This window comes from Streptomyces sp. NPDC057099, from assembly GCF_042671245.1.
In the GTDB taxonomy this organism is placed as follows: domain Bacteria; phylum Actinomycetota; class Actinomycetes; order Streptomycetales; family Streptomycetaceae; genus Streptomyces; species Streptomyces purpurascens.
This window is the reverse complement of sequence record NZ_JBHUTX010000018.1, coordinates 128652-149956: the sequence shown is the minus strand read 5'-3', so window position 1 is coordinate 149956 and position 21305 is coordinate 128652. Positions and strand designations below refer to the sequence as shown.

Genomic DNA, 21305 nt, shown 5'->3' with positions numbered 1-21305 from the left:
CGTACGACGCGCGAGGGCGCTTACGCCTCGAACACCTCACGCACCAACTGCTCCTGCTCGGCCTGGTGCCGCTTCGCGGAACCGACCGCCGGGGACGAGCCGTGCGGGCGCGAGATGCGGCGCAGGCGCTCGCCGTGCGGGACGTCGGCGCCGACCGCCAGGTCCAGGTGGTCGATCAGGTTGAGCGCGATGAACGGCCAGGCACCCTGGTTCGCCGGCTCCTCCTGGGCCCACAGGTACTTCTCGGCGTTCGGGTACTTCTTGATCTCCGCCTGGAGCTCGGCACCCGGCAGCGGGTACAGGCGCTCGATGCGGATGATCGCCGTGTCCGTGACGCCGCGCTTCTGACGCTCGGCCTCCAGGTCGTAGTAGACCTTGCCGGCGCAGAAGACGACCTTCTTGACCGCGGCCGGGTCGACCGACGCGTCGCCGATGACCGGCTGGAACTGGCCCGTCGTGAACTCCTCCGCCTTCGCCGCCGCCGCCTTCAGGCGCAGCATCGACTTCGGCGTGAAGACCACCAGCGGCTTGTGGTGCGGGTTGTGCACCTGCCACCGCAGGAGGTGGAAGTAGTTCGACGGCGACGTCGGCGTGGCGACCGTCATGTTGTTCTGGGCGCAGAGCTGCAGGAAGCGCTCCGGGCGGGCCGAGGAGTGGTCCGGGCCCTGGCCCTCGTAGCCGTGCGGCAGGAGCAGGACGACGCCGGACGTCTGGGCCCACTTCTGCTCGGCCGACGAGATGAACTCGTCCACGACCGTCTGGGCGCCGTTGACGAAGTCGCCGAACTGCGCCTCCCACATCACGAGCGCGTTCGGGCGGGCCAGCGAGTAGCCGTACTCGAAGCCCATCGCCGCGTACTCGGAGAGGAGGGAGTTGTAGACGTTCAGTCGCGCCTGGTCCTCGGAGAGGTACTGCAGCGGCGTGTACTCGTCGCCCGTGGTGCGGTCGATGATGACCGCGTGGCGCTGGCCGAACGTACCGCGCTGCGAGTCCTGGCCCGCGAGGCGGACCGGGACGCCCTCCAGCAGGAGGGAGCCGATCGCGAGGGTCTCGCCCATGCCCCAGTCGATCGTGCCGTCCTCGACCATGGCCGCCCGGCGCTGCAGCTGCGGCAGCAGACGCGGGTGGACGGTGATGTGGTCGGGGATGTTGACCTGGGACTCGGCGATCCGCTTGACGACCTCCGAGGTCACCGCGGTGTTCACGGCGACCGGGAACTCGGCCTGCGGGTCGGTGGGCTCCGCGGCGGCCGGCTGCGAGGTGGCCTCGCGGACCTCCGTGAAGACCTTCTCCAGCTGGCCCTGGTAGTCCTGCAGCGCCTGCTCGGCCTCTTCCAGGGTGATGTCGCCGCGACCGATGAGGGACTCGGTGTACAGCTTGCGCACCGAGCGCTTCTTGTCGATCAGGTCGTACATCAGCGGCTGGGTGAAGGCCGGGTTGTCCGACTCGTTGTGACCGCGGCGGCGGTAGCAGATGAGGTCGATCACCACGTCCTTGTTGAACGCCTGGCGGAACTCGAAGGCCAGGCGGGCGACGCGGACGACGGCCTCGGGGTCGTCGCCGTTCACGTGGAAGATCGGGGCCTCGATCATGCGGGCCACGTCCGTCGCGTACATGGAGGAACGCGAGGACTCGGGGGCCGCGGTGAAGCCGACCTGGTTGTTGATGACGATGTGGACCGTGCCGCCGGTGCGGTAGCCGCGCAGCTGCGACATGTTCAGGGTCTCGGCCACCACGCCCTGGCCCGCGAAGGCCGCGTCGCCGTGGATCGCCACCGGCAGGACCGTGAAGTCCGTGCCGCCCTTGTTGATGATGTCCTGCTTGGCGCGCGAGACGCCCTCCAGGACCGGGTCCACCGCCTCCAGGTGCGAGGGGTTGGCGGTGAGCGAGACCTTGATCTGCTCGCCGTCCAGGCCCGTGAAGGTGCCCTCGGCGCCCAGGTGGTACTTCACGTCGCCGGAGCCGTGCATCGACTTCGGGTCGAGGTTGCCCTCGAACTCGCGGAAGATCTGCGCGTACGACTTGCCGACGATGTTCGCCAGGACGTTCAGCCGGCCGCGGTGGGCCATGCCGACGACGACCTCGTCGAGGCGGGACTCCGCCGCGCTGTCCAGGACCGCGTCCAGCAGCGGGATGACGGACTCGCCGCCCTCCAGGGAGAAGCGCTTCTGGCCGACGTACTTCGTCTGCAGGAAGGTCTCGAAGGCCTCGGCGGCGTTCAGCCGGCGCAGGATGCGCAGCTGCTCCTCGCGCTCCGGCTTGGTGTGCGCGCGCTCGATCCGGTCCTGGATCCACCGGCGCTGCTTCGGGTCCTGGATGTGCATGAACTCGACGCCGGTGGTGCGGCAGTACGAGTCGCGCAGCACCCCGAGGATGTCGCGCAGCTTCATCAGGGACTTGCCCGAGAAGCCGCCGACGGCGAACTCGCGCTCCAGGTCCCACAGCGTGAGCCCGTGCTCGGTGATGTCCAGGTCGGGGTGCTTGCGCTGCTGGTACTCCAGCGGGTCGGTGTCGGCCATGACGTGGCCGCGGACCCGGTAGGAGTGGATCAGCTCGAAGACGCGGGCGGCCTTCGTGACGTCGTCGTCGTGGGACGCGTCGATGTCCTTGAGCCAGCGGACCGGCTCGTAGGGGATGCGCAGCGCCTCGAAGATGTCGTCGTAGAAGCCGTTCTCACCGAGGAGGAGGTTCGCGACGATCCGCAGGAACTCGCCGGAGGCGGCGCCCTGGATGACTCGGTGGTCGTAGGTCGACGTGAGCGTCATGACCTTCGAGATGCCGAGCTTGTTCAGGGTGTCCTGGGAGGTGCCCTGGAACTCCGCCGGGTAGTCCATGGAGCCGACGCCCATGATCACCGACTGGCCGGGCATCAGGCGCGGCACGGAGTGGACGGTGCCGAGGCCGCCGGGGTTGGTCAGGGAGACCGTCACGCCGGTGAAGTCGTCCATGCCGAGCTTGCCGTCGCGGGCGCGGCGGACGATGTCCTCGTAGGCCTGCCAGAACTCGAAGAAGTTCAGGGTCTCGGCCTTCTTGATGCCCGCGACCACGAGCTGGCGGTCGCCGTTGGGCTTGACCAGGTCGATGGCGAGGCCGAAGTTGACGTGCTCCGGCTTGACCAGGGTCGGCTTGCCGTCCTTCTCCACGAAGGAGTAGTTCATCGACGGCATGGCCTTGATGGCCTGCACCATCGCGTAGCCGATCAGGTGCGTGAAGGAGATCTTCCCGCCCCGGGCGCGCTTCAGGTGGTTGTTGATGACGATGCGGTTGTCGAAGAGCAGCTTCACCGGGACCGCGCGCACGGACGTGGCCGTGGGCACCTCCAGCGAGGCGTTCATGTTCTTCGCGACCGCGGCGGCGGGGCCGCGCAGCACGACCTGCTCGGGGCCCGAGGGGGCCTCGGCGGCGGGCTCGGCCTTCGGCTTCGCGGCGGCCGGCTTGGCGGCGGCCGGAGCGGCCTTCGCCGGAGCGGCGGCCTGGGCCGGGGCCTGCGCGGCGGGCTTCGCCTGGGCCGGAGCCGAGGCGGGAGCCGGCGCGGCGGCGGGCTTCTCGGCCGCCGGGGCGGGGGCCGCGGCCGGGGCGGGGGCGGCCTGGGCCGCCGGCTGAGCGGTGGTGGTCCCCGCGGCCCCCGCGGCCGCGGTACCCGCCGGAGCCGAGGCGGCGGCCGCCCCTGGCTTGTAGTCGGCGAAGAAGTCCCACCAGGCTCGGTCTACCGAATTCGGGTCCTGGAGGTACTGCTGATAGATCTCGTCGACGAGCCACTCGTTGGCACCGAACGACGCGGCGGGGTTCTTCCCCGCTTGGTCGGTGTCGGTAGAGATGCTCGAGTTACTGGGGGACTGTGGCGACACGGCGGTAACCGCCCTCTTCCGCTTCACAAGATGATGGACAGCGGGAATCAAGGCTACGCCTCCCGGACCGCGAAGGTCAGGCCGGGCCCGTTCAACGTCACGCAAGTCACACTTCAAAGAGTGTTTCGGGGCTTGAAATGGCGGGAAACAAGCGTGGTTCCGCTTAAGGAGGGAAGGGGGGAGCGGCACCCGGGGCGCCGATGGCGCGGGTCTGTGCCTGATCACACGTGTCCGTCAGCGCGGACGCCCGTGGATCTTGAGGCTCCGCTTCGAACTTTACGTCAACTTGGCAGAGATGTAAGTCCCGGAAGAGTGACAAGAATCCGGCAACCTCGCTCGGATTCGGCCACTCCGATCCGACCGCCGTGCAGATCCACCGCCCAGCGGGCGATCGCCAGGCCGAGCCCCGTGCCGCCGTCGCTGCCCGGGCCCTGCGGGCGCTTGGCGCTGCCGCGGTTGAACCGTTCGAAGACGCGGTGCCACTCCGACTTCGGAATGCCGGGGCCCTCGTCCAGGACCTCCAGCTCCAGCGACTCCGGCAGCGCGCCGCGCCGCGCCTTGACCGTGACCCGGCCGTGCGGCGGGCTGTGCTTGACCGCGTTGTCGATGAGATTGGCCACGACCTGGTGGATGCGCTCCGGGTCGGCGTGCGCGGTCAACTCGGGCGGGGACACATCGAGGTGCAGATGGACGTCCGTACGGGTGTGACTGCCCGAGCCGGTGGCGATGCCCGCGCGCACGGAGGCGACCATGTTGGCCTCCTTCAGTACGCCCGACAGATACGGCCACACCTCGAAGCGCCGCTGTTTCAGCGGTACGACGCCGTTGTCCAGGCGGGACAGGTCCAGCAGCGTCTCCACCAGCCGGCCGAGGCGCTCGGTCTGCTTCAGAGCCGTGCGCATCGTCTCCGGGTCGGCCTGGGTGACGCCGTCGACGATGTTCTCCAGCACCGCGCGCAGACCCGCGATGGGCGTGCGCAGCTCGTGCGAGACGTTCGCCACCAGCTCCTTGCGCTGGCGGTCCTGGGCCTCCAGCTCGTCGGCCATGGCGTTGATCGTCACCGCCAGGTCGCCCAGCTCGTCACGGCGGTTGTCCCGCACCCGGCGGGTGTAGTCGCCCTGCGAGATGGAGCGGGCCACCGCGGTCATCTCGTCCAGCGGCGCGGTGAGCGAATGGGCCACGAACTGCGTGATGAGGAGTGTGGCGATCATCGAGAACACCGTGATGAAGCGCAGCTCCGTCTTCGTGTGCACCGCGATCACCGACAGACCTGTGGTGATCAGCACCGAGATGACGACCAGCGCGCCCAGCTTGGTCTTGATCGAGAACGGGCTCACCCCGCCCCAGGGTTCCGGCTCCCCGGGGTTTCTCCGTGCGGCCGGTCCGCCGCTCATGGCGTCGGGGTCTCCAGGGCGTAGCCCACGCCGTGCACCGTGCGGATCCGCTCGGCGCCGATCTTCCGGCGCAGCGCCTTGATGTGGCTGTCGACGGTCCGGGTGCCGGAGGCGTCCGCCCAGTCCCAGACCTCGGCGAGCAACTGCTCGCGCGAGAGCACCGCGCGCGGGGTGTTCGCCAGGCAGACCAGCAGATCGAACTCGGTCGGCGTGAGGTGAACATCCTCACTCCGCACCCGGACCCGTCGCTGAGCGTGATCGATCTCCAGCTCGCCGAGGCGCAGGATGCCGCTGCGCGGCGTCGCGGCGGCCAGCGCGGCCCGCTCCACACGGCGCAGCAGTACGTGCACACGCGCCGCCAGCTCCCGCATCGAGAACGGCTTCGTCATGTAGTCGTCGGCGCCGACGCCCAGCCCGACCAGCATGTCGGTCTCGTCGTCGCGCGCGGTGAGCATCATCACCGGCACCGGCCGGGCGGCCTGCACGCGCCGGCAGACCTCCAGACCGTCGAAGCCGGGCAGCATGATGTCGAGGATCAGCAGGTCGGGCTGCCAGGCCTCGGCCGTGTCGACCGCCGCCGGACCGTCGCCCGCCGTTTGCACGAGGAATCCCTCGGCGCGCAGGCGGGTCGCGATGGCGTCCACGATCGTGGCGTCGTCCTCGACGACGAGAACCCGGCGCTGCGCGCCCGGGGTAGCCGTCGCCGAACCGTTGTGGGAGGTCTGTGTCTGCTCCATCGCCCGCCCCTGGGGTGTGCTTTCCGGAATCAGTGGGGTGATTCCTTCTGACTGGCTATGCCTGCGCATCGTTGCGATTGACGCTTGAATGATCGGCGTCAGGGGAGCAGCGTACGGGGAGTCAGCACACCTTTGCTATCCAGGGCGGATGCCGAGGTGTACGACGTCCGGAACGCCCCGGGCAACCGGGATCTCTTCGGTACGCACCCGCTGGAACCCGGCATTCCGCAAGGTTTCTTCGAATTCCGGCGAGGGCTGGGCGGACCAGACGGCGAGTACGCCACCGGGTCTCAACACCCGTGCGCAGCTTGCCAGTCCGGCGTCCGAGTAGAGATTTCCGTTGCCCTCCGTGACGGTCCAGCCGGGGCCGTTGTCGATGTCGAGACACAGGGCGTCGAACGTGTCGGATGTCTCATTGACGTACGTCACGAGATCGGATTCGACGATTTTCGCGCGGGGGTCGGCCAAGGCCTCGGCGGAGAACGCGGAGAGCGGGCCGTCGAGGTGCCATTCGACAATCGCGTGCTCGCGTTCCACGACCGCGATCTCTCCCCAGCGGGGGTCCGCCGCCGCGTGGGCGAGGGAGAAGCCGACGCCGAGTCCGCCGATCAGCACGTCCGGGCGGGACCGGCCGGCCAGGGCGTCCAGGGCCGCGTCGACCAGCCGCCGCTCCGAGCGGCCGTCGGAGGTGTCCATCAGGAAACAGCCGTTCGCGATGATCTCCAGGCGGTCTCCGTGCCGCCGCAGCACGACCTCGCCGTGCGGGCCCTCGCGACGGTCCAGTACATCGGGCAGGTCGTTCGAGGTGGGCATCCGAGCATCCTGGCAGGTGCGGGGTGCGCGGCGCCAAGCATTACGGAGCGGCCGGCGGGGGACGCGGGGCGCGGCTTACGGGTTGCTGTGAATCGGCTCTCGCGTGGCGCCGGTCACAGACAGCGGGGTAGGGGTACGCGAAGGCTGGGACATGACGGAAGGAGTGCCCGTTTTGGAACGCACCGCGCCGCCCGAGGAGACGGCCGCGACGGCGTCGGCGGGCGCGCCCGTTCCCGACGTGCCGGGACTGCTGGACGGGGTCCCGAGACAGCGGGGCCCGCGAGAGAGCGAGGGCGCGGGCGTACGGGAGTCCGTCCCGGTGAAGGAGCCCCGGCTCCGGGTGGTGCGGCCCTGGCGGCTGCTGCCCACGCCGACGGGTACGCCGTTCACGTTCGGGTACGCGGTCGTGCTCTGTGTCACCTCGCTGATCTCCGCGTACGCGGACCCCGCGCTGGTCCACGCCCTGCTCCAGGGGTCCAGCACCGACGTGGCGCACCTGGTGCGGACGCCGGGGCCGGTGCTGGTCGGCAGCGCGCTGTGGGTCGCGGGCGGGGTGGCCTCGCCGTTCACGATCGGGTTCGTGCTGGTGCTGACCGCGCTGGAACGGCGGATCGGGGGCCTGCGCACGGCCGGTGTCTTCCTGCTCGGGCACATCCTGGCCACACTGGCGACCGAGGTCCCGGTGGGGCTCGCGGTGCTGGCCGGGCACCTCCCCGACAGTTCGCTGCACCGCCTCGACTACGGCGTCAGCTTCGGCGTCGCGGTCGGCACCGGCGCCCTGGCCGGCCTGCTGCCGCTCTGGCTGCGCGTACCGCTGCTGGCCGTCTTCGGCGGGATGCTGCTCCAGGACCTCCTCGCCTTCGCCGACCCGATGACGAACTGGGGGCACCTGATCGCCCTGGCCATCGGCATCGCGACCTGGCCGGTGCTGCGGCGGTGGCGCGCGAAGCGCGCTGAGACCTCTCGATCCGGCACCTCATAGGTGATCGCTCAGAGCGAACGGCGGTAGGGGAACATCCGGCAGCTCCCATGCATTGAGTCGGCATAGCTCAACTTGACTGCCGAAGGGGAGATCATGGCTGCTGAGTCCAAGGCGTTCACACCGCTCACCCTGCCCGTGCTGCCGCTCGACGGCGAGGTCGTGCTGCCCGGGATGGTGGTCCCGCTGGATCTGAGTGACTCCGAGGTCCGTGCCGCGGTGGAGGCCGCTCAGGCCGCTGCCAGGTCAACACCCGGGAAGCCCCGGGTACTCCTGGTGCCGCGGATCGACGGGACCTACGCGAACACCGGTGTCCTGGGCACCGTCGAGCAGGTCGGAAGGCTCGCCGACGGCGACCCGGGCGCCCTGATCCGCGGCCGGGACCGGGTGCGCATCGGGGCGGGGACCACCGGTCCCGGCGCCGCCCTCTGGGTCGAGGGCACCCGTCTCGAGGAGACCGTGCCGGAGCCCCTGCCCGGCCAGGTCGCCGAACTGGTCAAGGAGTACAAGGCTCTCGCCACCGCATGGCTGCGGAATCGCGGAGCGTGGCAGGTCGTCGACCGGGTCCAGGCCATCGACGACGTCTCGGCGCTGGCCGACAACTCCGGCTACTCGCCGTTCCTGACCACCGACCAGAAGATCGAGCTGCTGGAGACCACCGACCCGGTGGCCCGGCTGAAGCTCGCCGCCCAGCAGCTGCGCGACCACCTCGCCGAGCAGGACGTGGCCGAGTCCATCGCCAAGGACGTCCAGGAGGGCGTCGACAAGCAGCAGCGCGAGTTCCTGCTGCGGCGTCAGCTGGAAGCCGTCCGCAAGGAGCTGCGTGAGCTGAACGGCGAGCAGGACGGTGAGGAGTCCGACGACTACCGCGCCCGTGTGGAGGCCGCCGACCTGCCCGAGAACGTCCGCGAGGCCGCGCTCAAGGAGGTCGACAAGCTGGAGCGGTCCTCCGACCAGTCGCCCGAGGGCTCGTGGATCCGCACCTGGCTCGACACGGTCCTGGAGATGCCGTGGAACGAGCGCACCGAGGACGCGTACGACATCCAGGGGGCCCAGGCCGTCCTCGACGCCGAGCACGCGGGCCTTCAGGACGTGAAGGAGCGGATCACCGAGTACCTCGCGGTGCGCAAGAGGCGTTCCGACCGGGGTCTCGGCGTGGTCGGCGGGCGGCGCGGCGGTGCCGTGCTCGCGCTCGTGGGACCGCCCGGCGTCGGCAAGACCAGCCTCGGCGAGTCCGTCGCCCACGCGATGGGCCGGAAGTTCGTGCGCGTCGCCCTCGGCGGTGTGCGCGACGAAGCCGAGATCCGCGGCCACCGGCGTACGTACGTCGGTGCGCTGCCCGGCCGGGTCGTCCGGGCCATCAAGGAGGCCGGGTCGATGAACCCGGTCGTGCTGCTCGACGAGATCGACAAGGTGGGCTCGGACTACCGGGGCGACCCGGCCGCCGCCCTCCTCGAAGTCCTCGACCCGGCGCAGAACCACACCTTCCGGGACCACTACCTGGAGGTGGAGCTGGATCTGTCGGACGTGGTCTTCCTGGCCACCGCCAACGTCCTGGAGGCCATCCCGGAGGCGCTGGCCGACCGGATGGAGATCGTCCGCCTGGACGGCTACACCGAGGACGAGAAGGTCGTCATCGCCCGCGACCACCTGCTGCCGCGCCAGCTGGAGCGGGCCGGGCTCGCCGAGGGCGAGGTGACCGTCGACGAGGGCGCGCTGCGCAAGCTCGCCGGTGAGTACACGCGCGAGGCGGGCGTCCGCAATCTGGAGCGATCCGTCGCACGGCTGCTGCGCAAGGTCGCGGCCCAGCACGAACTGGGCGAGCGGAAGCTGCCGTACACCGTCACGGACGGGGATCTGCGCGGACTGATCGGCCGGCCGCACCACGTGCCCGAGTCCGCGCAGGACCCGGCCGAGCGGCGGACCGCGGTGCCGGGCGTGGCGACCGGGCTCGCGGTGACGGGAGCGGGCGGTGACGTGCTGTTCGTGGAGGCGTCGCTGGCCGATCCGGAGACGGGCGCGGCCGGGCTGACCCTGACCGGTCAGCTGGGCGACGTGATGAAGGAGTCCGCGCAGATCGCGCTGAGCTTCCTGCGCTCCCGCGGCGCCGAGTTCGAGCTGCCGGTGGGTGATCTGAAGGACCGGGGCGTGCACATCCACTTCCCGGCGGGCGCGGTCCCCAAGGACGGCCCCAGCGCCGGCATCACGATGACCACGGCCCTCGCGTCCCTGCTCTCCGGCCGGCTGGTCCGCACGGACGTGGCGATGACCGGCGAGGTCTCGCTGACCGGGCGGGTCCTGCCGATCGGCGGCGTGAAGCAGAAGCTGCTGGCCGCGCACCGCGCCGGGGTCACCACGGTGATCATCCCCAAGCGCAACGAACCCGACCTGGACGACGTCCCGGCCGAGGTGCTGGACCGGCTCGACGTCCACGCCGTGACCGACGTCCGCCAGGTCCTGGAGCTGGCGCTCGCGCCCGCCACCGCGGATGCGACGCCGGAGGTTCCGGTCGCGGCGTGACGGACGCGGCCGGATAAAGGGAGGCCCGGGTTCTCGTGAGGGAGGCCCGGGCCTTCACTGTGTGGCGGCCCTGTGTACGAGTACGCCGTGACCTGCGGAATACTTGCCGAACTGCGGTGATGACGGCAGGTGACGGAGAATCCCAGTACGGGGCGAAGACCGAGGTAGGGGCTGACGTGCAGGACAACGGGAACGGCGACGGGCCGGGAGGCGAATCCGCCCTGGCCGCGAGCGGTGTGGACCAGCCCGCCTTCCTCGCGCTGGAGCGTGAGCTGACCGTGCTGCTGCGGCGTGCTCGGGCCAACCAGGGCGAGATGGCCCGCGAGGTCCACCCCGACCTGGAGTCGTCCGCGTACGGGCTCCTCGTCCGGCTCGACGAGTGCGGGAGCCAGCGGGCCACCGAGCTCGCCGGCTACATCGGCGTCGGCAAGGCCACGATGTCCCGCCAGCTGCGCGCCCTGGAGGAGCTCGGGCTGGTGGCGCGCGAGCCCGACCCCGCCGACGGCCGCGCCTGGCTCGTCGCCCTCACCCAGGAGGGCCACGACCGCGTCCGCCGGGTGCGGGAGGCCCGCCGCGCCCGCTACGCCGGCCGCCTGGCCGACTGGGACACCCACGAGGTCACGGAACTGGCCCGGCTGCTGCACCAGCTCAACCGCGGCATGGAGAAGTGACCCCGGCACCCGAGCCCCGGCCCTGCGCCTAGAACTCGACGAAGACCACCGTCGCGTCGTCATGCGTCTTGCTCCGGCCCAGGAACGTCCTGGCGGTGTCCCCCCGTTCCAGCGCCCGCACGCGGTCCACCAGTGCCTGGGGGCCCTCCTTGCGCACGAGGTGGAAGCAGTCCGTCCAGCCGCCCTCCTCGAACCTCTCCACCCAGCGGCCGGCGCCGTCCGTCAGGGCGGCCAGGGCGCGTACCTCGTGGCGGGGCACGGTGCCGGTCACCGCCCGCCGGGCCACCGAGGGGTCGGCGGCCGCGGTGAAGAAGCCGCCCTCCTTGTTGCGGACGGTGGAGTCCACCAGCGCGTCCGTGGCCAGGGCCGAGCGGGGGAGGAGGGAGAGGCGGTCGTCGAGGACGGGGGTCACCACGCCGTCGGGGGACTCCAGGAGGAGCGCGGAGTCCGAGAGCACCAGGTACTCCACCGTGTCCGGGGTCCAGCGGGCCACGACCACCGTGGCCTGCGGTGTCCTGGGGTGAGAAAGGTCACAGGTTGCGGCGTGCGCCTCGGAGGTACGCGCGATGGCGCGGGACAAGGCGTCGACCAGAGGAGCATCCGGGAGTGAAACGGTCAGTTCGGTCAAAGCTCCGCCGAGGCGTGCGGTGAACCAGGGGACGGAATGCAGACAGCCCGTCCCGCCCTTCGGCGGTGTGACCCCGTCCAGGACGACGACCGAACCGCCCTGTCCGGAAGCCGGTAGTCCGACGCCGGCGAAGTCCTCGTTGGGGCGGTCGGCGTCTCCCGGCTCCGAGGCGAGTTCAGTACGCATCCAGCCAGTCTGCACGAGCCCTTCACAAGGGTCGCAAAAGGCTGGCAATGGTTGCGAGATCACTGCGGCAACGCAGGTCAGACGCCTGTTTTGGGGTGGAATGATTTGTTCCGGGAAGGCGTGGTGGCGAATACTGCCACCGCCCGCCGCCGGCGTCCAACCGGCGTGCCGCGCACGGCCGCTGCAAGGGCCAGCGGAACTTGCCCCTCAACTCTCGTCCGGGGTTCACTCCTTCGGGTGGCGGGTCAGGTGATGCACGTGCGCTGGCCACCGGCGCTGGGAGGGTCGGGAAGTGTACCGGGAGTACGCGCCAGTTGACGGAACGTCACCCGGGCCCATGGGTTCACGAGTCAGGAATGCGAGCACCGGTGCAGAAGACGCGGCCTCGTCGTACAGGCAAGCAGACGGCCCCCGCTCAGGGCACTGAGCCGACGCCCCCCACCGGCAAGGGCCGTCCCACGCACGTACGCAATCGGCTCATCGTCGCCGTGGCCGTGGTCGCCGCGGCCATCGCCGGAGCCGGCACCCCGTCCGTCCTCGCCGCCTCCGGGGAACTCCACGACTCCCAGGAACTGGTGACGCTCGCGGAGCAGACGCAGGACGCCCTCGGGCTCGCGCACTCCCTCGCCGACGAGCGCGACGACGTCACCTCCTACATAGCGGCCGGCCGCCCCAAGGCCAAGGCGCCCTCCGAGCAGCGCAGCGCCCGGGTGGACCGGCAGGTCGAGGAGCTGCGGGCCGACACCGACACGCCCGCCTCGCTCCGCTCGGACCTCGACGACATCGCCGCCGTCCGCCGGGCGGCGCTCACCGGCAAGAGCAGCGCGCTCGAAGCGCACCAGGCGTACTCCACCTCCATCACCCAGCTCCACCGGCTCGCCGAGCGGCTGGCGCAGCAGACGCCGCCCCGCGCGGGCTCCGGCGCCTACGCCCGGGCCGAGCTGGACTCCGCCGTCCAGCAGGCCGCCGCGGCCCGCGGGCTGCTGCTCGCCGCCCTCAGCGTGCCGCGCGGCGAGACGGTCACCGACCCCGTCACCGGCCTGCCGGCCGAGACCTCCTCCGACGCCGATGCCCGGCAGCGCGACGCCCTGAGCGCCGCCGCCCAGCAGGCCCGGCTGCGCTCCGACGCGGCGCTGGCCGACTTCCGCGACACCGCGCCGAAGGCGGCCCGTACCTCGTTCGACTCCACGGTCACCGGCACCGAGGTCAACTCCGCCGAGAAGTACCTCGCCGCCCTCACCGACCAGCCGACGCTGGCGGGCAGCGAGCTCTCCGTCGACACGAAGCGGCTGAGTGCGGCCCTCTCGGCCCGGGTCGACCTCATGCGCGGCGTGGAGTCCGCCCTCTACGACCGGAGCACCAAGGACCTCGAGGCGCTGCGCGACGACGACGTCACCGCGCTGGAGATCCGCATCGCCGTCCTCGGCGCCCTCATGCTGCTCGCCGTCGGTGTCGCCACGGGCATGGCCCGCAGCCTCACCCGGCCCCTGGCGGTCCTGCGGCTGGGGTCGAAGCGCCTCGCCGAGGCCGAGGACCCGGCGGCCGAGGAGCCGGTGAAGTTCACCGGCCGCGACGACGAGTTCGCCCAGGTCGTCCGCTCCGTCAACGCCCTGCACGCGCACGCGGCCGCCCTGACCGAGCGGATCGGCACCCTGGAGTCCGACCGCAAGCACCTCGTCGGCCAGCGCCAGAAGATGGCCGACGCACGCGAGGAACTGCGCGGCGAACTCGCCGAGTCCGTCGCCCAGCTGGAGCGGGTGCGCACGGCCATCGGCGGCACGTTCGTCAACCTCGCGCTGCGCACCCTCGGACTGGTCGAGCGGCAACTGGCCGTCATCGAGAACCTGGAGGAGCGCGAGCAGGACCCGGACCGGCTCGCGACCCTGTTCAAGCTCGACCACTTCGCGACGGTCATGCGCCGGCACAGCGAGAACCTCCTGGTCCTCGCCGGCACCGAGCACGTCCAGCACGCCGCCGGGCCCGTGCCGCTCGTGGACATCGTCCGTGCCGCGGTGAGCGAGATCGAGCGGTACGAGCGGGTCCGTATCGCCGCGCTGCCGCCGCACGCGCACATAGCCGGGTTCGCCGCGGACGACCTCTCCCACCTGCTGGCCGAACTCATGGAGAACGCCACGTCGTTCTCCCCGCCCGACCTGCCCGTCGAGGTCTCCGGCTGGCTCCTGGAGAACGGCGAGGTCATGCTCTCCGTCCAGGACGAGGGCATCGGCATGACCGAGGACCGGCTGGAGCGCCTCAACTCCCGCCTCGCCGACTTCGACCCGGAGGCGCCCTACGACCAGGAGGGCGAGGACGGTCTCGGCCTCGGCCTGTACGTCGTGGCCCGCCTCGCCCACCGGCACGGGGTGCGCGTGCAGTTGCGCGAGCAGAAGCAGGGCGGTGTCGCGGCGGTCGTCGTCCTGCCCCGCAACCTCTTCGCTGCCGCCCCGCACACGGCCGTCCCGGCCTCCGGCCCGCTCTCCGGCACGACCCACACCGTCTCCTTCCCGGGCGCCGACGCCGAGGCCAACTCCAACGTCCTGCACGGCCGCGCCGACGGCGGGGACCCCTTGGTGGCACTGGCGGAGAAGGCCGTACGACGGGACGAGGCGGCCGAGGCAGCCGAGCACCCGGAGCCCATCGCGGAGGTCGCCGAGCACCCGGAGGCCCCGCGTGCGGCAGAGCACCCGGAGCCGGCGGCAGCGGACGTACCGGTGGCACCGGCTGAAACCCCTGCCGAGACCACGATGGAGCTGCTGCTCCCGGTGCCACAGGCGGAACCGGCCGCGGCACCGCTCGGAGCGACCCGGCCCGCGCCGCAGACGGACCCGGAGCCGACGCAGCACGAATCCGCGGCCGCCGACGGCGATTTCGCCCCGCAGGGGCCGCCGGCACAGGACCAGGAAACCCGCACGGGGGGTGCGGGTGGGCACGACAGCGCCGACGGCGAAGCCGAGGCCGACGCGGAGCACGAGCGCGTCACCGACAAGGGCCTCCCCAAGCGCACCCCGAAGATCACCGCCCAGACCACCGCCCCGCGCCAGCGCAGCGGCTCCGTGGACGCCGCGGCCCTCCGCCGCCGACTCGGCGGCTTCCGCCAGGGCGCCCAGGCCGGCTACCGGGAGGTGGAGGCGGAGATCGCCGAGCAGACGGCCTCGCACAAGCGGCCGGCCACCGGCACATCAGGACCAGCTCAATCCGAAGAAGCCACGGGGGGCACAGCCGAGGAGGCAAGCAGTTGACCGCTCCCAGTACCTTCGGACTGATCGGGCTGAGCAGTGAGGCCCGCAACCTGCACTGGCTGCTGACCAACCTCGTCGAGGAGGTGCCCGGCATCATGTCGGTTGCGGTCGTCTCCTCCGACGGACTGCTCCTGCTCTCCTCCGACGACCACCGCAACCGGCAGGCCAGGGAAGCCCTGCAGGCCCGCGGCACCAAGCGGACCGGCCCGCGCGGCTCGGCCGCCGACCTGGCCACCATCGTCTCCGGCATCGGCAGCCTCACCATCGGCGCGGCCAAGCTGATGGACTTCGGCGGGGTCAGGCACACCATGGTCGCGATGGACGAGGGCAGCCTGTTCGTGATGTCGATCAGCGACGGCTCGCTGCTCGGCGTCCACGGCTCCGCGGAGTGCGACATGAGCGTGGTGGCGTACCACATGGCCCTGTTCGTCGGCCGCGCCGGCCATGTCCTGACGCCCGAACTCCGCAGCGAGCTCCGTAGTTCCCTGGAGCGGTCCCAGACGACGGGGAGTGCCCGATGAGCAGTACGCCGAAGCATCACCTCCCGGTCCGCGGCGGTGACCGCAAACCCGCCCGGGTCCGCCCCTACTCGCTCACCGGCGGACGCACCCGGTTCGGCCACGTCCTCCTGGTGGAGACGTTCGTGGCGAGCACGGCCGCGCTGGAGGCCCCGGAGGAGCGCAAGGAGCTGACGAACGGCTCCCTCTCCACCCGGGTGATGCCGGAACTCCAGGCCATCGTCGAACTGTGCCGCCGGATGCGTACGGTGGCCGAGATCGCCGCGCTGCTGAAGATGCCGCTCGGCGTGGTCCGCGTGCTCCTCAGCGACCTCGCGGACCAGGGAAAGATTCGTGTGTACGGAACGGGAACCGGCCACGGCACGGGCCGCCCGGACCGAGCTCTGCTGGAAAGGGTGCTGAGTGGACTCCGTCGTCTCTGACGCCGCTCACGGCGTCTCCGCAACATCCCCGTCCGTTCAGCCCGACGCGAGCATGCACGCCTGGGAGACGGACCGCACCCGCGCCCCCATCGCCACGAAGATCGTCGTGGCGGGCGGCTTCGGCGTGGGCAAGACCACCCTGGTCACCGCCGTCTCGGAGATCACGCCTCTGCAGACCGAGGCGCTGATGACCGAGGCGAGCGAGGCCACCGACGACCTCACCGCCACCCCGGGCAAGACCACCACCACCGTGGCCATGGACTTCGGGCGCCTCACGCTCGACGACGACCTGGTGCTCTACCTGTTCGGTACACCGGGCCAGCAGCGGTTCTGGTTCATGTGGGACGACATCGTGCGCGGCGCGATCGGCGCGGTCGTCATGGCCGACACCCGCCGGCTGAAGGACTGCTTCCCGGTACTGGACTACTTCGAGAGCTCCGGGCTCCCGTACGTGGTCGCGGTGAACCATTTCGACGAGAGCGAGCTGTTCGAGCCGGAGGATGTGCGGGAGGCCCTGACCATCCCGCGACACATACCTGTCATGATCATGGACGCGCGTCGCCGGATCTCCGTGATCGAGACCCTCCTGGCCCTGGTGGGCCACGCGCTCGACGAAACCCCCGAGTAGAGGACAACCCCGCATGCGGAAGATACTCGTCGTCGGAGCCGGTCAGTCCGGGCTCCAGATCGCTCTCGGCCTCCAGTCGCAGGGGTACGAGGTCACCCTGATGTCCAACCGGACCGCGGACGAGATCCGCACCGGCCGGGTCATGTCGACGCAGTGCATGTTCCACACGGCACTGCAGCACGAGCGTGATCTCCAGTTGAACTTCTGGGAGTCCCAGGCCCCGAAGATCCAGGGACTCGGCGTCTCGGTCGCCGCCCCCGGCTCCTGGGCCGAGGGCCCCGCGGCCCGTGCGATCGACTGGCTGGGCAGGCTCGACGGATACGCGCAGTCGGTCGACCAGCGCGTGAAGATGGCCGGCTGGATGGAGACGTTCGCGCAGCGCGGCGGGCAGCTCGTCATCCACGGCGCGGCCGTCGGCGACCTCGACTACTTCGCCCGTACGTACGACCTGGTGCTCGTCGCGGCCGGCAAGGGCGAGCTGGTCCAGATGTTCGGCCGGGACGCGGAGCGTTCCCCCTACAGCGAGCCGCAGCGCGCGCTGGCCGTGTCGTACGTCCACGGTCTGGGCCCGCGCCCCGAGCACCCGGACACCGAAGGGGTCCGCTGCAACCTGGTGCCGGGCGTCGGCGAACTGTTCGTCATGCCGACTCTGACCACCTCCGGCCGTGCCGACATCCTGTTCTGGGAGGGCATACCCGGCGGCCCGCTCGACGCCTTCGGCGGCGTCAAGGACCCCGCGGAGCACCTCTCCCTGACCCTGGAACTCATGGAGCGGTACGTCCCCTGGGAGTACGCGCGGGCCACCAAGGTCGAGCTGACCGACGCGGGCGGCGCACTGGCCGGCCGCTACGCCCCCACCGTCCGCAACCCCATCGGCCGCCTCCCCGGCGGTGGCCTGGTCCTCGGTGTCGCCGACGTGGTCGTCGCGAACGACCCGATCACCGGCCAGGGCTCCAACTCGGCGTCCAAGTGCGCCGCCGCGTACCTGTCCGCGATCGTCGAGCACGGTGACAAGCCGTTCGACGAGGAGTGGATGCGGTCGGCCTTCGACCGCTACTGGGCCACCGCCCAGCACGTCACCAAGTGGACCAACGCGATGCTCGCGCCGCCGCCGGAGCACATCCTGAACCTGATCGGCGCCGCCGGCGAACTCCAGCCGGCCGCCGACCGCTTCGCCAACGGCTTCAACGACCCGGCCGACTTCGAGAACTTCTTCTACGACCCGGAGAAGACGGGCGCCTACCTGGCCGAGCTGTCCGGCGCGGGCGCGGCGTAGCCGTCGTACCCGTCGTCCGACCCGTTCGTGGCGTCCTTGGGGAGCTTCGGCGGCGCGTACCGCCGCAGGGGCTTCCCGGACGGGTCCGGGCGTACGGCGCCCAGGAGCGGGTTGGCCGCGATCGGTGACACCTTCACCTTCGCGCCCGGGCGGGGTGCCTGGACGACCATGCCGTCGCCCAGGTACAGCGCCACATGCGTGGCCTCGGGGAAGTACACGACCAGGTCTCCCGGGCGCAGCTCGGCGAGCGGGATCCGCTTCAGCCGTTTCCACTGCTCCTGGCTGGTCCGGGGGATGGGCGCCCCGGCCTCGGCCCAGGCCTGCGAGGTCAGGCCCGAGCAGTCGTACGACTTCGGGCCCTCCGCGCCCCACTCGTACGGCTTGCCGAGCTGCCCCACGACGTAGCGCACGGCCCGGTCGCCCTCGGCCGACGGCCGGCGGACGCTGCTGAGCGCGCCCGACGCCATGAACTTCTTCTGGGCCCTCGCGATCCCGTTCCTCTCGAACTCGGCGAGGGCGGCCAGCTGGTCGCGGCTGAGAGCGGTGAGCAGGTCCTCGACGGCGTGCAGGTGTGTGACGACCTGGTCCCTTTCCTTCTTCCGCCGCTCGGTGAGGGCGAGCTGCCCGTCGAGCGCCTTGCGGGCCTTGCGGGCCAGCTCGTCGGCCTTCCGCTCGTCGCCGGTCAGCCGGTTGATGGTGTCGGCCCGCTCCCGTGCGATCCGGCCGATCACATGCCGCTGGTCGATCGCGTGCTGGGGATCGCGGGCCAGGAGCAGCCGCAGGTACGGGGAGAGGTCGGAGCTGCTCTGGTACTGCTGCCGGGCCAGCCGGCCGACCGCGCCCCGGCTGTCGTGCAGGGAGAGCCGGGCGCGGGCGAGGGCGCGGTTCAGGCGGTCGGTCTCGGCGCGCTGCCTCTTCAGCTTCTCCTCGGTGGCGTTGTAGGCCTCGGTGGCCTGTTCGGCCTTGCGGTAGAGAGTCTGAAGGTCCGTCAGGAGGTAGGCGAGGGAGGCCGGGGGCGCTCCGGGGTCGGGTTCCGGGGCCGCCGTGGCGGCGGCGGGGGCGAGGACGGTCGCTGCCGCCACGGCCGCCGTACAGGCCAGACGCAGAAGGGTTCCTGACATGCCATCACCTCCGGTGCGGGGGCGGCCCTTCGGCCACCGGACACCGTGAGGATGAGGGGTGTGCGGGTGGTGTGCGTGGTAGGCCTGCGCGGTTCGGCGCAACAGGGTCACCCGTCGGCGTCGTCCCGCTTGCCGGGCGGCGTGGCGTGTGGCTTCGACCAGGGCCATGTGAGCCGCCGGGGCGGAACGCCCTCGGGGGCGTACTCGTACTTCCAGCGGTTGGTCAGGCCGACCCTGCCCGGTCCGCGGGGGACACGGCGGTAGACGAGCACGGTGGACGGGCCGCCGGCGGGGTCCGGGACGGGGATGCGGTACGTCCTGGGCGGGTGGCCGGTGATGCCCAGCAGGACGGGCAGGACCCTGCCGTCCATGGGGCCGCCCTCGAAGGGGGTGTCTTCGCTCTTCACCGGATCAGTGTCAGACATCCTCGGCGAGGGCCAGGACCAGGGCGTCGGTCTGCGGGTCACGGCGGGCCGTCACCGACAGCATGGCCACGAACTGCTCGACGAGCCAGTCGCGGAGATCCTCGGCGGGAGGCTGCTTGTCCTCGTCGAGCCAGATGAGCGACGAGGCCTCGACGGCGGTGATCCACATGCGGATGGTCATGCGCAGGCGGGGACCGGGGGCCGTGACCTCCAGGTGGCTGACGATGTGCTCGGCGGCGGCGCGGCGTACGCCGTCGACGATGGCGGTGGTCCGTGAGGTCTCGACGACGCTGCCGCCCTGGAGGAGGGCGCTGAAGCCGGCGTCGTGCTGGTCGACGAAGGCGAGGTAGCGGTCGAGGGCGCGGGACAGGCGGGGGAGGAGGGGGCCCTCGCGGGGTTCGTCGAAGCAGGTCCGGAGCTCGTCGGCGGCGGAGCGGAGGGCGGCCTCGTAGAGCTGCTGCTTGCCGCCGGGGAAGTACCGGTAGACCAGGGGCCGCGACACCCCCGCCGCCTCCGCCACGTCGTCCAGGGAGACGTCCTCCGGGGCGCGGTGCGCGAAGAGCGACAGCGCGGAGGTGAGCAGCTGGCTGCGGCGTTCCTCGACGCTGAGTCGCCGGTAGGCGGGGGTGGGGGCGGCTGGTGTCATGACTCGCAGCGTAGCCGGGGGCCGGGGCGGGATGCCTGCGGCGGCCTGTGGGCCTTCGGTGGGGGTGCGCGTCGCGCCTGACGCCGGGTGGTGGGTCGGGGCCGCGCCGGGGGGGGTGTCCGTCCTCGGAACGGCGCGATTAAGTTTCATACCGAGTGACTGGCGTTGACGCGCCAACCGCTGCGGGCGGACACCCCCCGACACGTCCCCTTCCGTGAGCCGGCGGGTGCGGGCGCGTCGTGGTCCCGCTAGCGCGCGTCCACGTGCTGGAAGTCGACGTTGGTGAGGCGGGCGGCCTTCGGGGTCAGTTCGGCCAGGCCCTGGCCCTCGAAGGTGTCGGTGATCAGGGGGCCGCTGGTGGCGCCCAGGGCGGCCTGCTCGTCGTTGGGGACGAGGCTCGCGATGGAGCGGTAGGACTCCTTGAGCAGGGATTCCTGCTTGTGGGCGAGGGGGACGAGGGCGAGGACACCGCCGTCTGTTGTGCGCAGGGCGTAGACGCTCGGGTCGGCGGGGGTCTTGGCGAAGAACTTCTCGGTGGCCTTGCCCTCGGCCGCGCCCTCGGTGCTGCTGCGCTGGTAGGTCTTCTTGGCGTTCTCGACGGGCTGCGTGGAGGTCAGGGCCTTGCCCTTCTTCTTGCCGCCGGTTTCGAGGTGGTCCGCGTAGGCGGCGCGTATGTCGGTGGGGGCCAGTCCGCCGATCTTGGTGCCGGGGTCGACGGCCTTGGCGAGGCCGTCCTTGTCGAGGGCCGGCTTGGGGATGTCTGCCGCGGCGGCCCAGAGGGACAGCACCATCTTGTAGGTTCCGTCGACCTTGTCGAAGACCAGGAGCACTCTTTCCTCGTTGTTCACGCTGGACTTGGCCTGGACGGCGAACCAGTCGCCCGAGCCCTTCTTCGGGATCACGTAGGTGCGGTCCGTGTAGGAGAAGGGTTTGGCGTAGTCCTTCTGCTCCTTCTTCGGCCAGGTGTCGAAGAGGGTGTAGACGGCCTTGTCCATCGCGTAGACCTGGCCGGCCTCGACCGTCGCCAGGAGCTTTTCGTCCTGGGCCGCGTTCGCCTTGTTGTTGACCTTCTCGTAGCGGTCGGCGATCTTCTTGGCGGTCGCCTTGCTGACCACGCCCTGTGGGGCGGGCGCCTTGTCGGTGTCGGCCGACTCGCTGCCGCACGCGGTCAGGGCGAGGGCGGCGGTGGCGCCGAGGGCGGCGGTCCGCAGGGCGTGGGGGATGTGGGGGGACATGCGGGGGTGATCTCCTTCG

General features: G+C 71.2%; 17 protein-coding genes. 8 read left to right on the top strand and 9 right to left on the bottom strand.

Features of this window, described 5'->3' with window-relative positions; all coding sequences use genetic code 11:
* Positions 1 to 20: 20 nt before the first annotated feature.
* The 4 genes from ACFT4A_RS23190 to ACFT4A_RS23175 all read right to left on the bottom strand — a co-directional run bounded on the left by ACFT4A_RS23190 (position 21) and on the right by ACFT4A_RS23175 (position 6792).
* Positions 21 to 3848, bottom strand: a complete 3828-nt coding sequence (locus tag ACFT4A_RS23190; RefSeq protein WP_382832948.1) for a multifunctional oxoglutarate decarboxylase/oxoglutarate dehydrogenase thiamine pyrophosphate-binding subunit/dihydrolipoyllysine-residue succinyltransferase subunit — start codon at positions 3846 to 3848, stop codon at positions 21 to 23.
* 281 nt (positions 3849 to 4129) lie between these two features.
* Positions 4130 to 5242: an ATP-binding protein gene (locus tag ACFT4A_RS23185; RefSeq protein ID WP_382832947.1), complete on the bottom strand. Its 1113-nt coding sequence runs from the start codon at positions 5240 to 5242 to the stop codon at positions 4130 to 4132.
* Positions 5239 to 5979: a response regulator transcription factor gene (locus tag ACFT4A_RS23180; protein ID WP_184590528.1), complete on the bottom strand. Its 741-nt coding sequence runs from the start codon at positions 5977 to 5979 to the stop codon at positions 5239 to 5241. The genes ACFT4A_RS23185 and ACFT4A_RS23180 overlap by 4 nt, the downstream gene beginning before the upstream one ends.
* 135 nt (positions 5980 to 6114) lie before the next feature.
* A complete protein-coding gene (locus tag ACFT4A_RS23175; RefSeq protein ID WP_382832945.1) occupies positions 6115 to 6792 on the bottom strand; it encodes a spermidine synthase in 678 nt (225 codons plus the stop codon).
* Between the two features lie 172 nt (positions 6793 to 6964).
* On the opposite strand from ACFT4A_RS23175, the gene ACFT4A_RS23170 reads away from it, so the two are divergent.
* From ACFT4A_RS23170 to ACFT4A_RS23160, 3 genes are all read left to right on the top strand, one after another.
* Complete coding sequence (locus ACFT4A_RS23170; RefSeq protein WP_382832943.1) at positions 6965 to 7774, top strand: rhomboid-like protein; 810 nt, start codon at positions 6965 to 6967, stop codon at positions 7772 to 7774.
* A gap of 93 nt (positions 7775 to 7867) precedes the next feature.
* Complete coding sequence (gene lon, locus ACFT4A_RS23165) at positions 7868 to 10291, top strand: endopeptidase La (RefSeq protein ID WP_382832941.1); 2424 nt, start codon at positions 7868 to 7870, stop codon at positions 10289 to 10291.
* A 176-nt stretch (positions 10292 to 10467) separates the two neighbouring features.
* Positions 10468 to 10962 carry a MarR family winged helix-turn-helix transcriptional regulator gene (locus ACFT4A_RS23160; protein ID WP_382586862.1) on the top strand — a complete coding sequence of 165 codons (495 nt, stop codon included), beginning with the start codon at positions 10468 to 10470 and terminating at the stop codon, positions 10960 to 10962.
* A gap of 28 nt (positions 10963 to 10990) precedes the next feature.
* Here ACFT4A_RS23160 and ACFT4A_RS23155 read toward each other — a convergent pair whose 3' ends face one another.
* Entirely contained in the window at positions 10991 to 11776 is a 786-nt protein-coding gene (locus ACFT4A_RS23155; protein WP_382832940.1) for a protein phosphatase 2C domain-containing protein, read from the bottom strand.
* Between the two features lie 368 nt (positions 11777 to 12144).
* On the opposite strand from ACFT4A_RS23155, the gene ACFT4A_RS23150 reads away from it, so the two are divergent.
* The 5 genes from ACFT4A_RS23150 to ACFT4A_RS23130 are packed head-to-tail and all read left to right on the top strand — an operon-like array spanning position 12145 to position 17859.
* On the top strand, positions 12145 to 15015 hold the full coding sequence (locus ACFT4A_RS23150; RefSeq protein WP_382832938.1) for a nitrate- and nitrite sensing domain-containing protein: 2871 nt from the start codon (positions 12145 to 12147) through the stop codon (positions 15013 to 15015).
* Positions 15012 to 15536 (top strand): roadblock/LC7 domain-containing protein, encoded by a 525-nt coding sequence (locus tag ACFT4A_RS23145; protein WP_382832936.1) that lies wholly within the window; start codon positions 15012 to 15014, stop codon positions 15534 to 15536. The genes ACFT4A_RS23150 and ACFT4A_RS23145 overlap by 4 nt, the downstream gene beginning before the upstream one ends.
* On the top strand, positions 15533 to 15955 hold the full coding sequence (locus ACFT4A_RS23140) for a DUF742 domain-containing protein (RefSeq protein ID WP_215118556.1): 423 nt from the start codon (positions 15533 to 15535) through the stop codon (positions 15953 to 15955). The genes ACFT4A_RS23145 and ACFT4A_RS23140 overlap by 4 nt, the downstream gene beginning before the upstream one ends.
* Positions 15936 to 16583: an ATP/GTP-binding protein gene (locus ACFT4A_RS23135; protein WP_382832934.1), complete on the top strand. Its 648-nt coding sequence runs from the start codon at positions 15936 to 15938 to the stop codon at positions 16581 to 16583. The genes ACFT4A_RS23140 and ACFT4A_RS23135 overlap by 20 nt, the downstream gene beginning before the upstream one ends.
* Before the next feature lie 13 nt (positions 16584 to 16596).
* On the top strand, positions 16597 to 17859 hold the full coding sequence (locus ACFT4A_RS23130) for a styrene monooxygenase/indole monooxygenase family protein (RefSeq protein WP_382832932.1): 1263 nt from the start codon (positions 16597 to 16599) through the stop codon (positions 17857 to 17859).
* On the opposite strand, the gene ACFT4A_RS23125 is transcribed toward ACFT4A_RS23130, so the two are convergent.
* From ACFT4A_RS23125 to ACFT4A_RS23110, 4 genes are all read right to left on the bottom strand, one after another.
* Complete coding sequence (locus tag ACFT4A_RS23125) at positions 17823 to 18980, bottom strand: NlpC/P60 family protein (RefSeq protein WP_382832931.1); 1158 nt, start codon at positions 18978 to 18980, stop codon at positions 17823 to 17825. The two genes, ACFT4A_RS23130 and ACFT4A_RS23125, sit on opposite strands and share 37 nt — an antisense overlap.
* Positions 18981 to 19087: 107 nt before the next feature.
* Positions 19088 to 19387, bottom strand: coding sequence for a hypothetical protein (locus ACFT4A_RS23120; protein WP_382832930.1), 300 nt, complete (start codon positions 19385 to 19387; stop codon positions 19088 to 19090).
* Positions 19388 to 19397: 10 nt separating this feature from the next.
* On the bottom strand, positions 19398 to 20051 hold the full coding sequence (locus tag ACFT4A_RS23115; protein ID WP_382832929.1) for a TetR/AcrR family transcriptional regulator: 654 nt from the start codon (positions 20049 to 20051) through the stop codon (positions 19398 to 19400).
* A gap of 248 nt (positions 20052 to 20299) precedes the next feature.
* Complete coding sequence (locus ACFT4A_RS23110) at positions 20300 to 21286, bottom strand: hypothetical protein (RefSeq protein ID WP_382832927.1); 987 nt, start codon at positions 21284 to 21286, stop codon at positions 20300 to 20302.
* Positions 21287 to 21305 lie beyond the last annotated feature (19 nt).

Coding starts and splice junctions, on each gene's coding strand:
- ACFT4A_RS23185 (WP_382832947.1), bottom strand. CDS start 5,242: ATGAGCGGCGGACCGGCCGCACGGAGAAACCCCGGGGAGCCGGAACCC.
- ACFT4A_RS23180 (WP_184590528.1), bottom strand. CDS start 5,979: ATGGAGCAGACACAGACCTCCCACAACGGTTCGGCGACGGCTACCCCG.
- ACFT4A_RS23175 (WP_382832945.1), bottom strand. CDS start 6,792: ATGCCCACCTCGAACGACCTGCCCGATGTACTGGACCGTCGCGAGGGC.
- lon (WP_382832941.1), top strand. CDS start 7,868: ATGGCTGCTGAGTCCAAGGCGTTCACACCGCTCACCCTGCCCGTGCTG.
- ACFT4A_RS23155 (WP_382832940.1), bottom strand. CDS start 11,776: ATGCGTACTGAACTCGCCTCGGAGCCGGGAGACGCCGACCGCCCCAAC.
- ACFT4A_RS23140 (WP_215118556.1), top strand. CDS start 15,533: ATGAGCAGTACGCCGAAGCATCACCTCCCGGTCCGCGGCGGTGACCGC.
- ACFT4A_RS23130 (WP_382832932.1), top strand. CDS start 16,597: ATGCGGAAGATACTCGTCGTCGGAGCCGGTCAGTCCGGGCTCCAGATC.
- ACFT4A_RS23125 (WP_382832931.1), bottom strand. CDS start 18,980: ATGTCAGGAACCCTTCTGCGTCTGGCCTGTACGGCGGCCGTGGCGGCA.
- ACFT4A_RS23115 (WP_382832929.1), bottom strand. CDS start 20,051: ATGACACCAGCCGCCCCCACCCCCGCCTACCGGCGACTCAGCGTCGAG.
- ACFT4A_RS23110 (WP_382832927.1), bottom strand. CDS start 21,286: ATGTCCCCCCACATCCCCCACGCCCTGCGGACCGCCGCCCTCGGCGCC.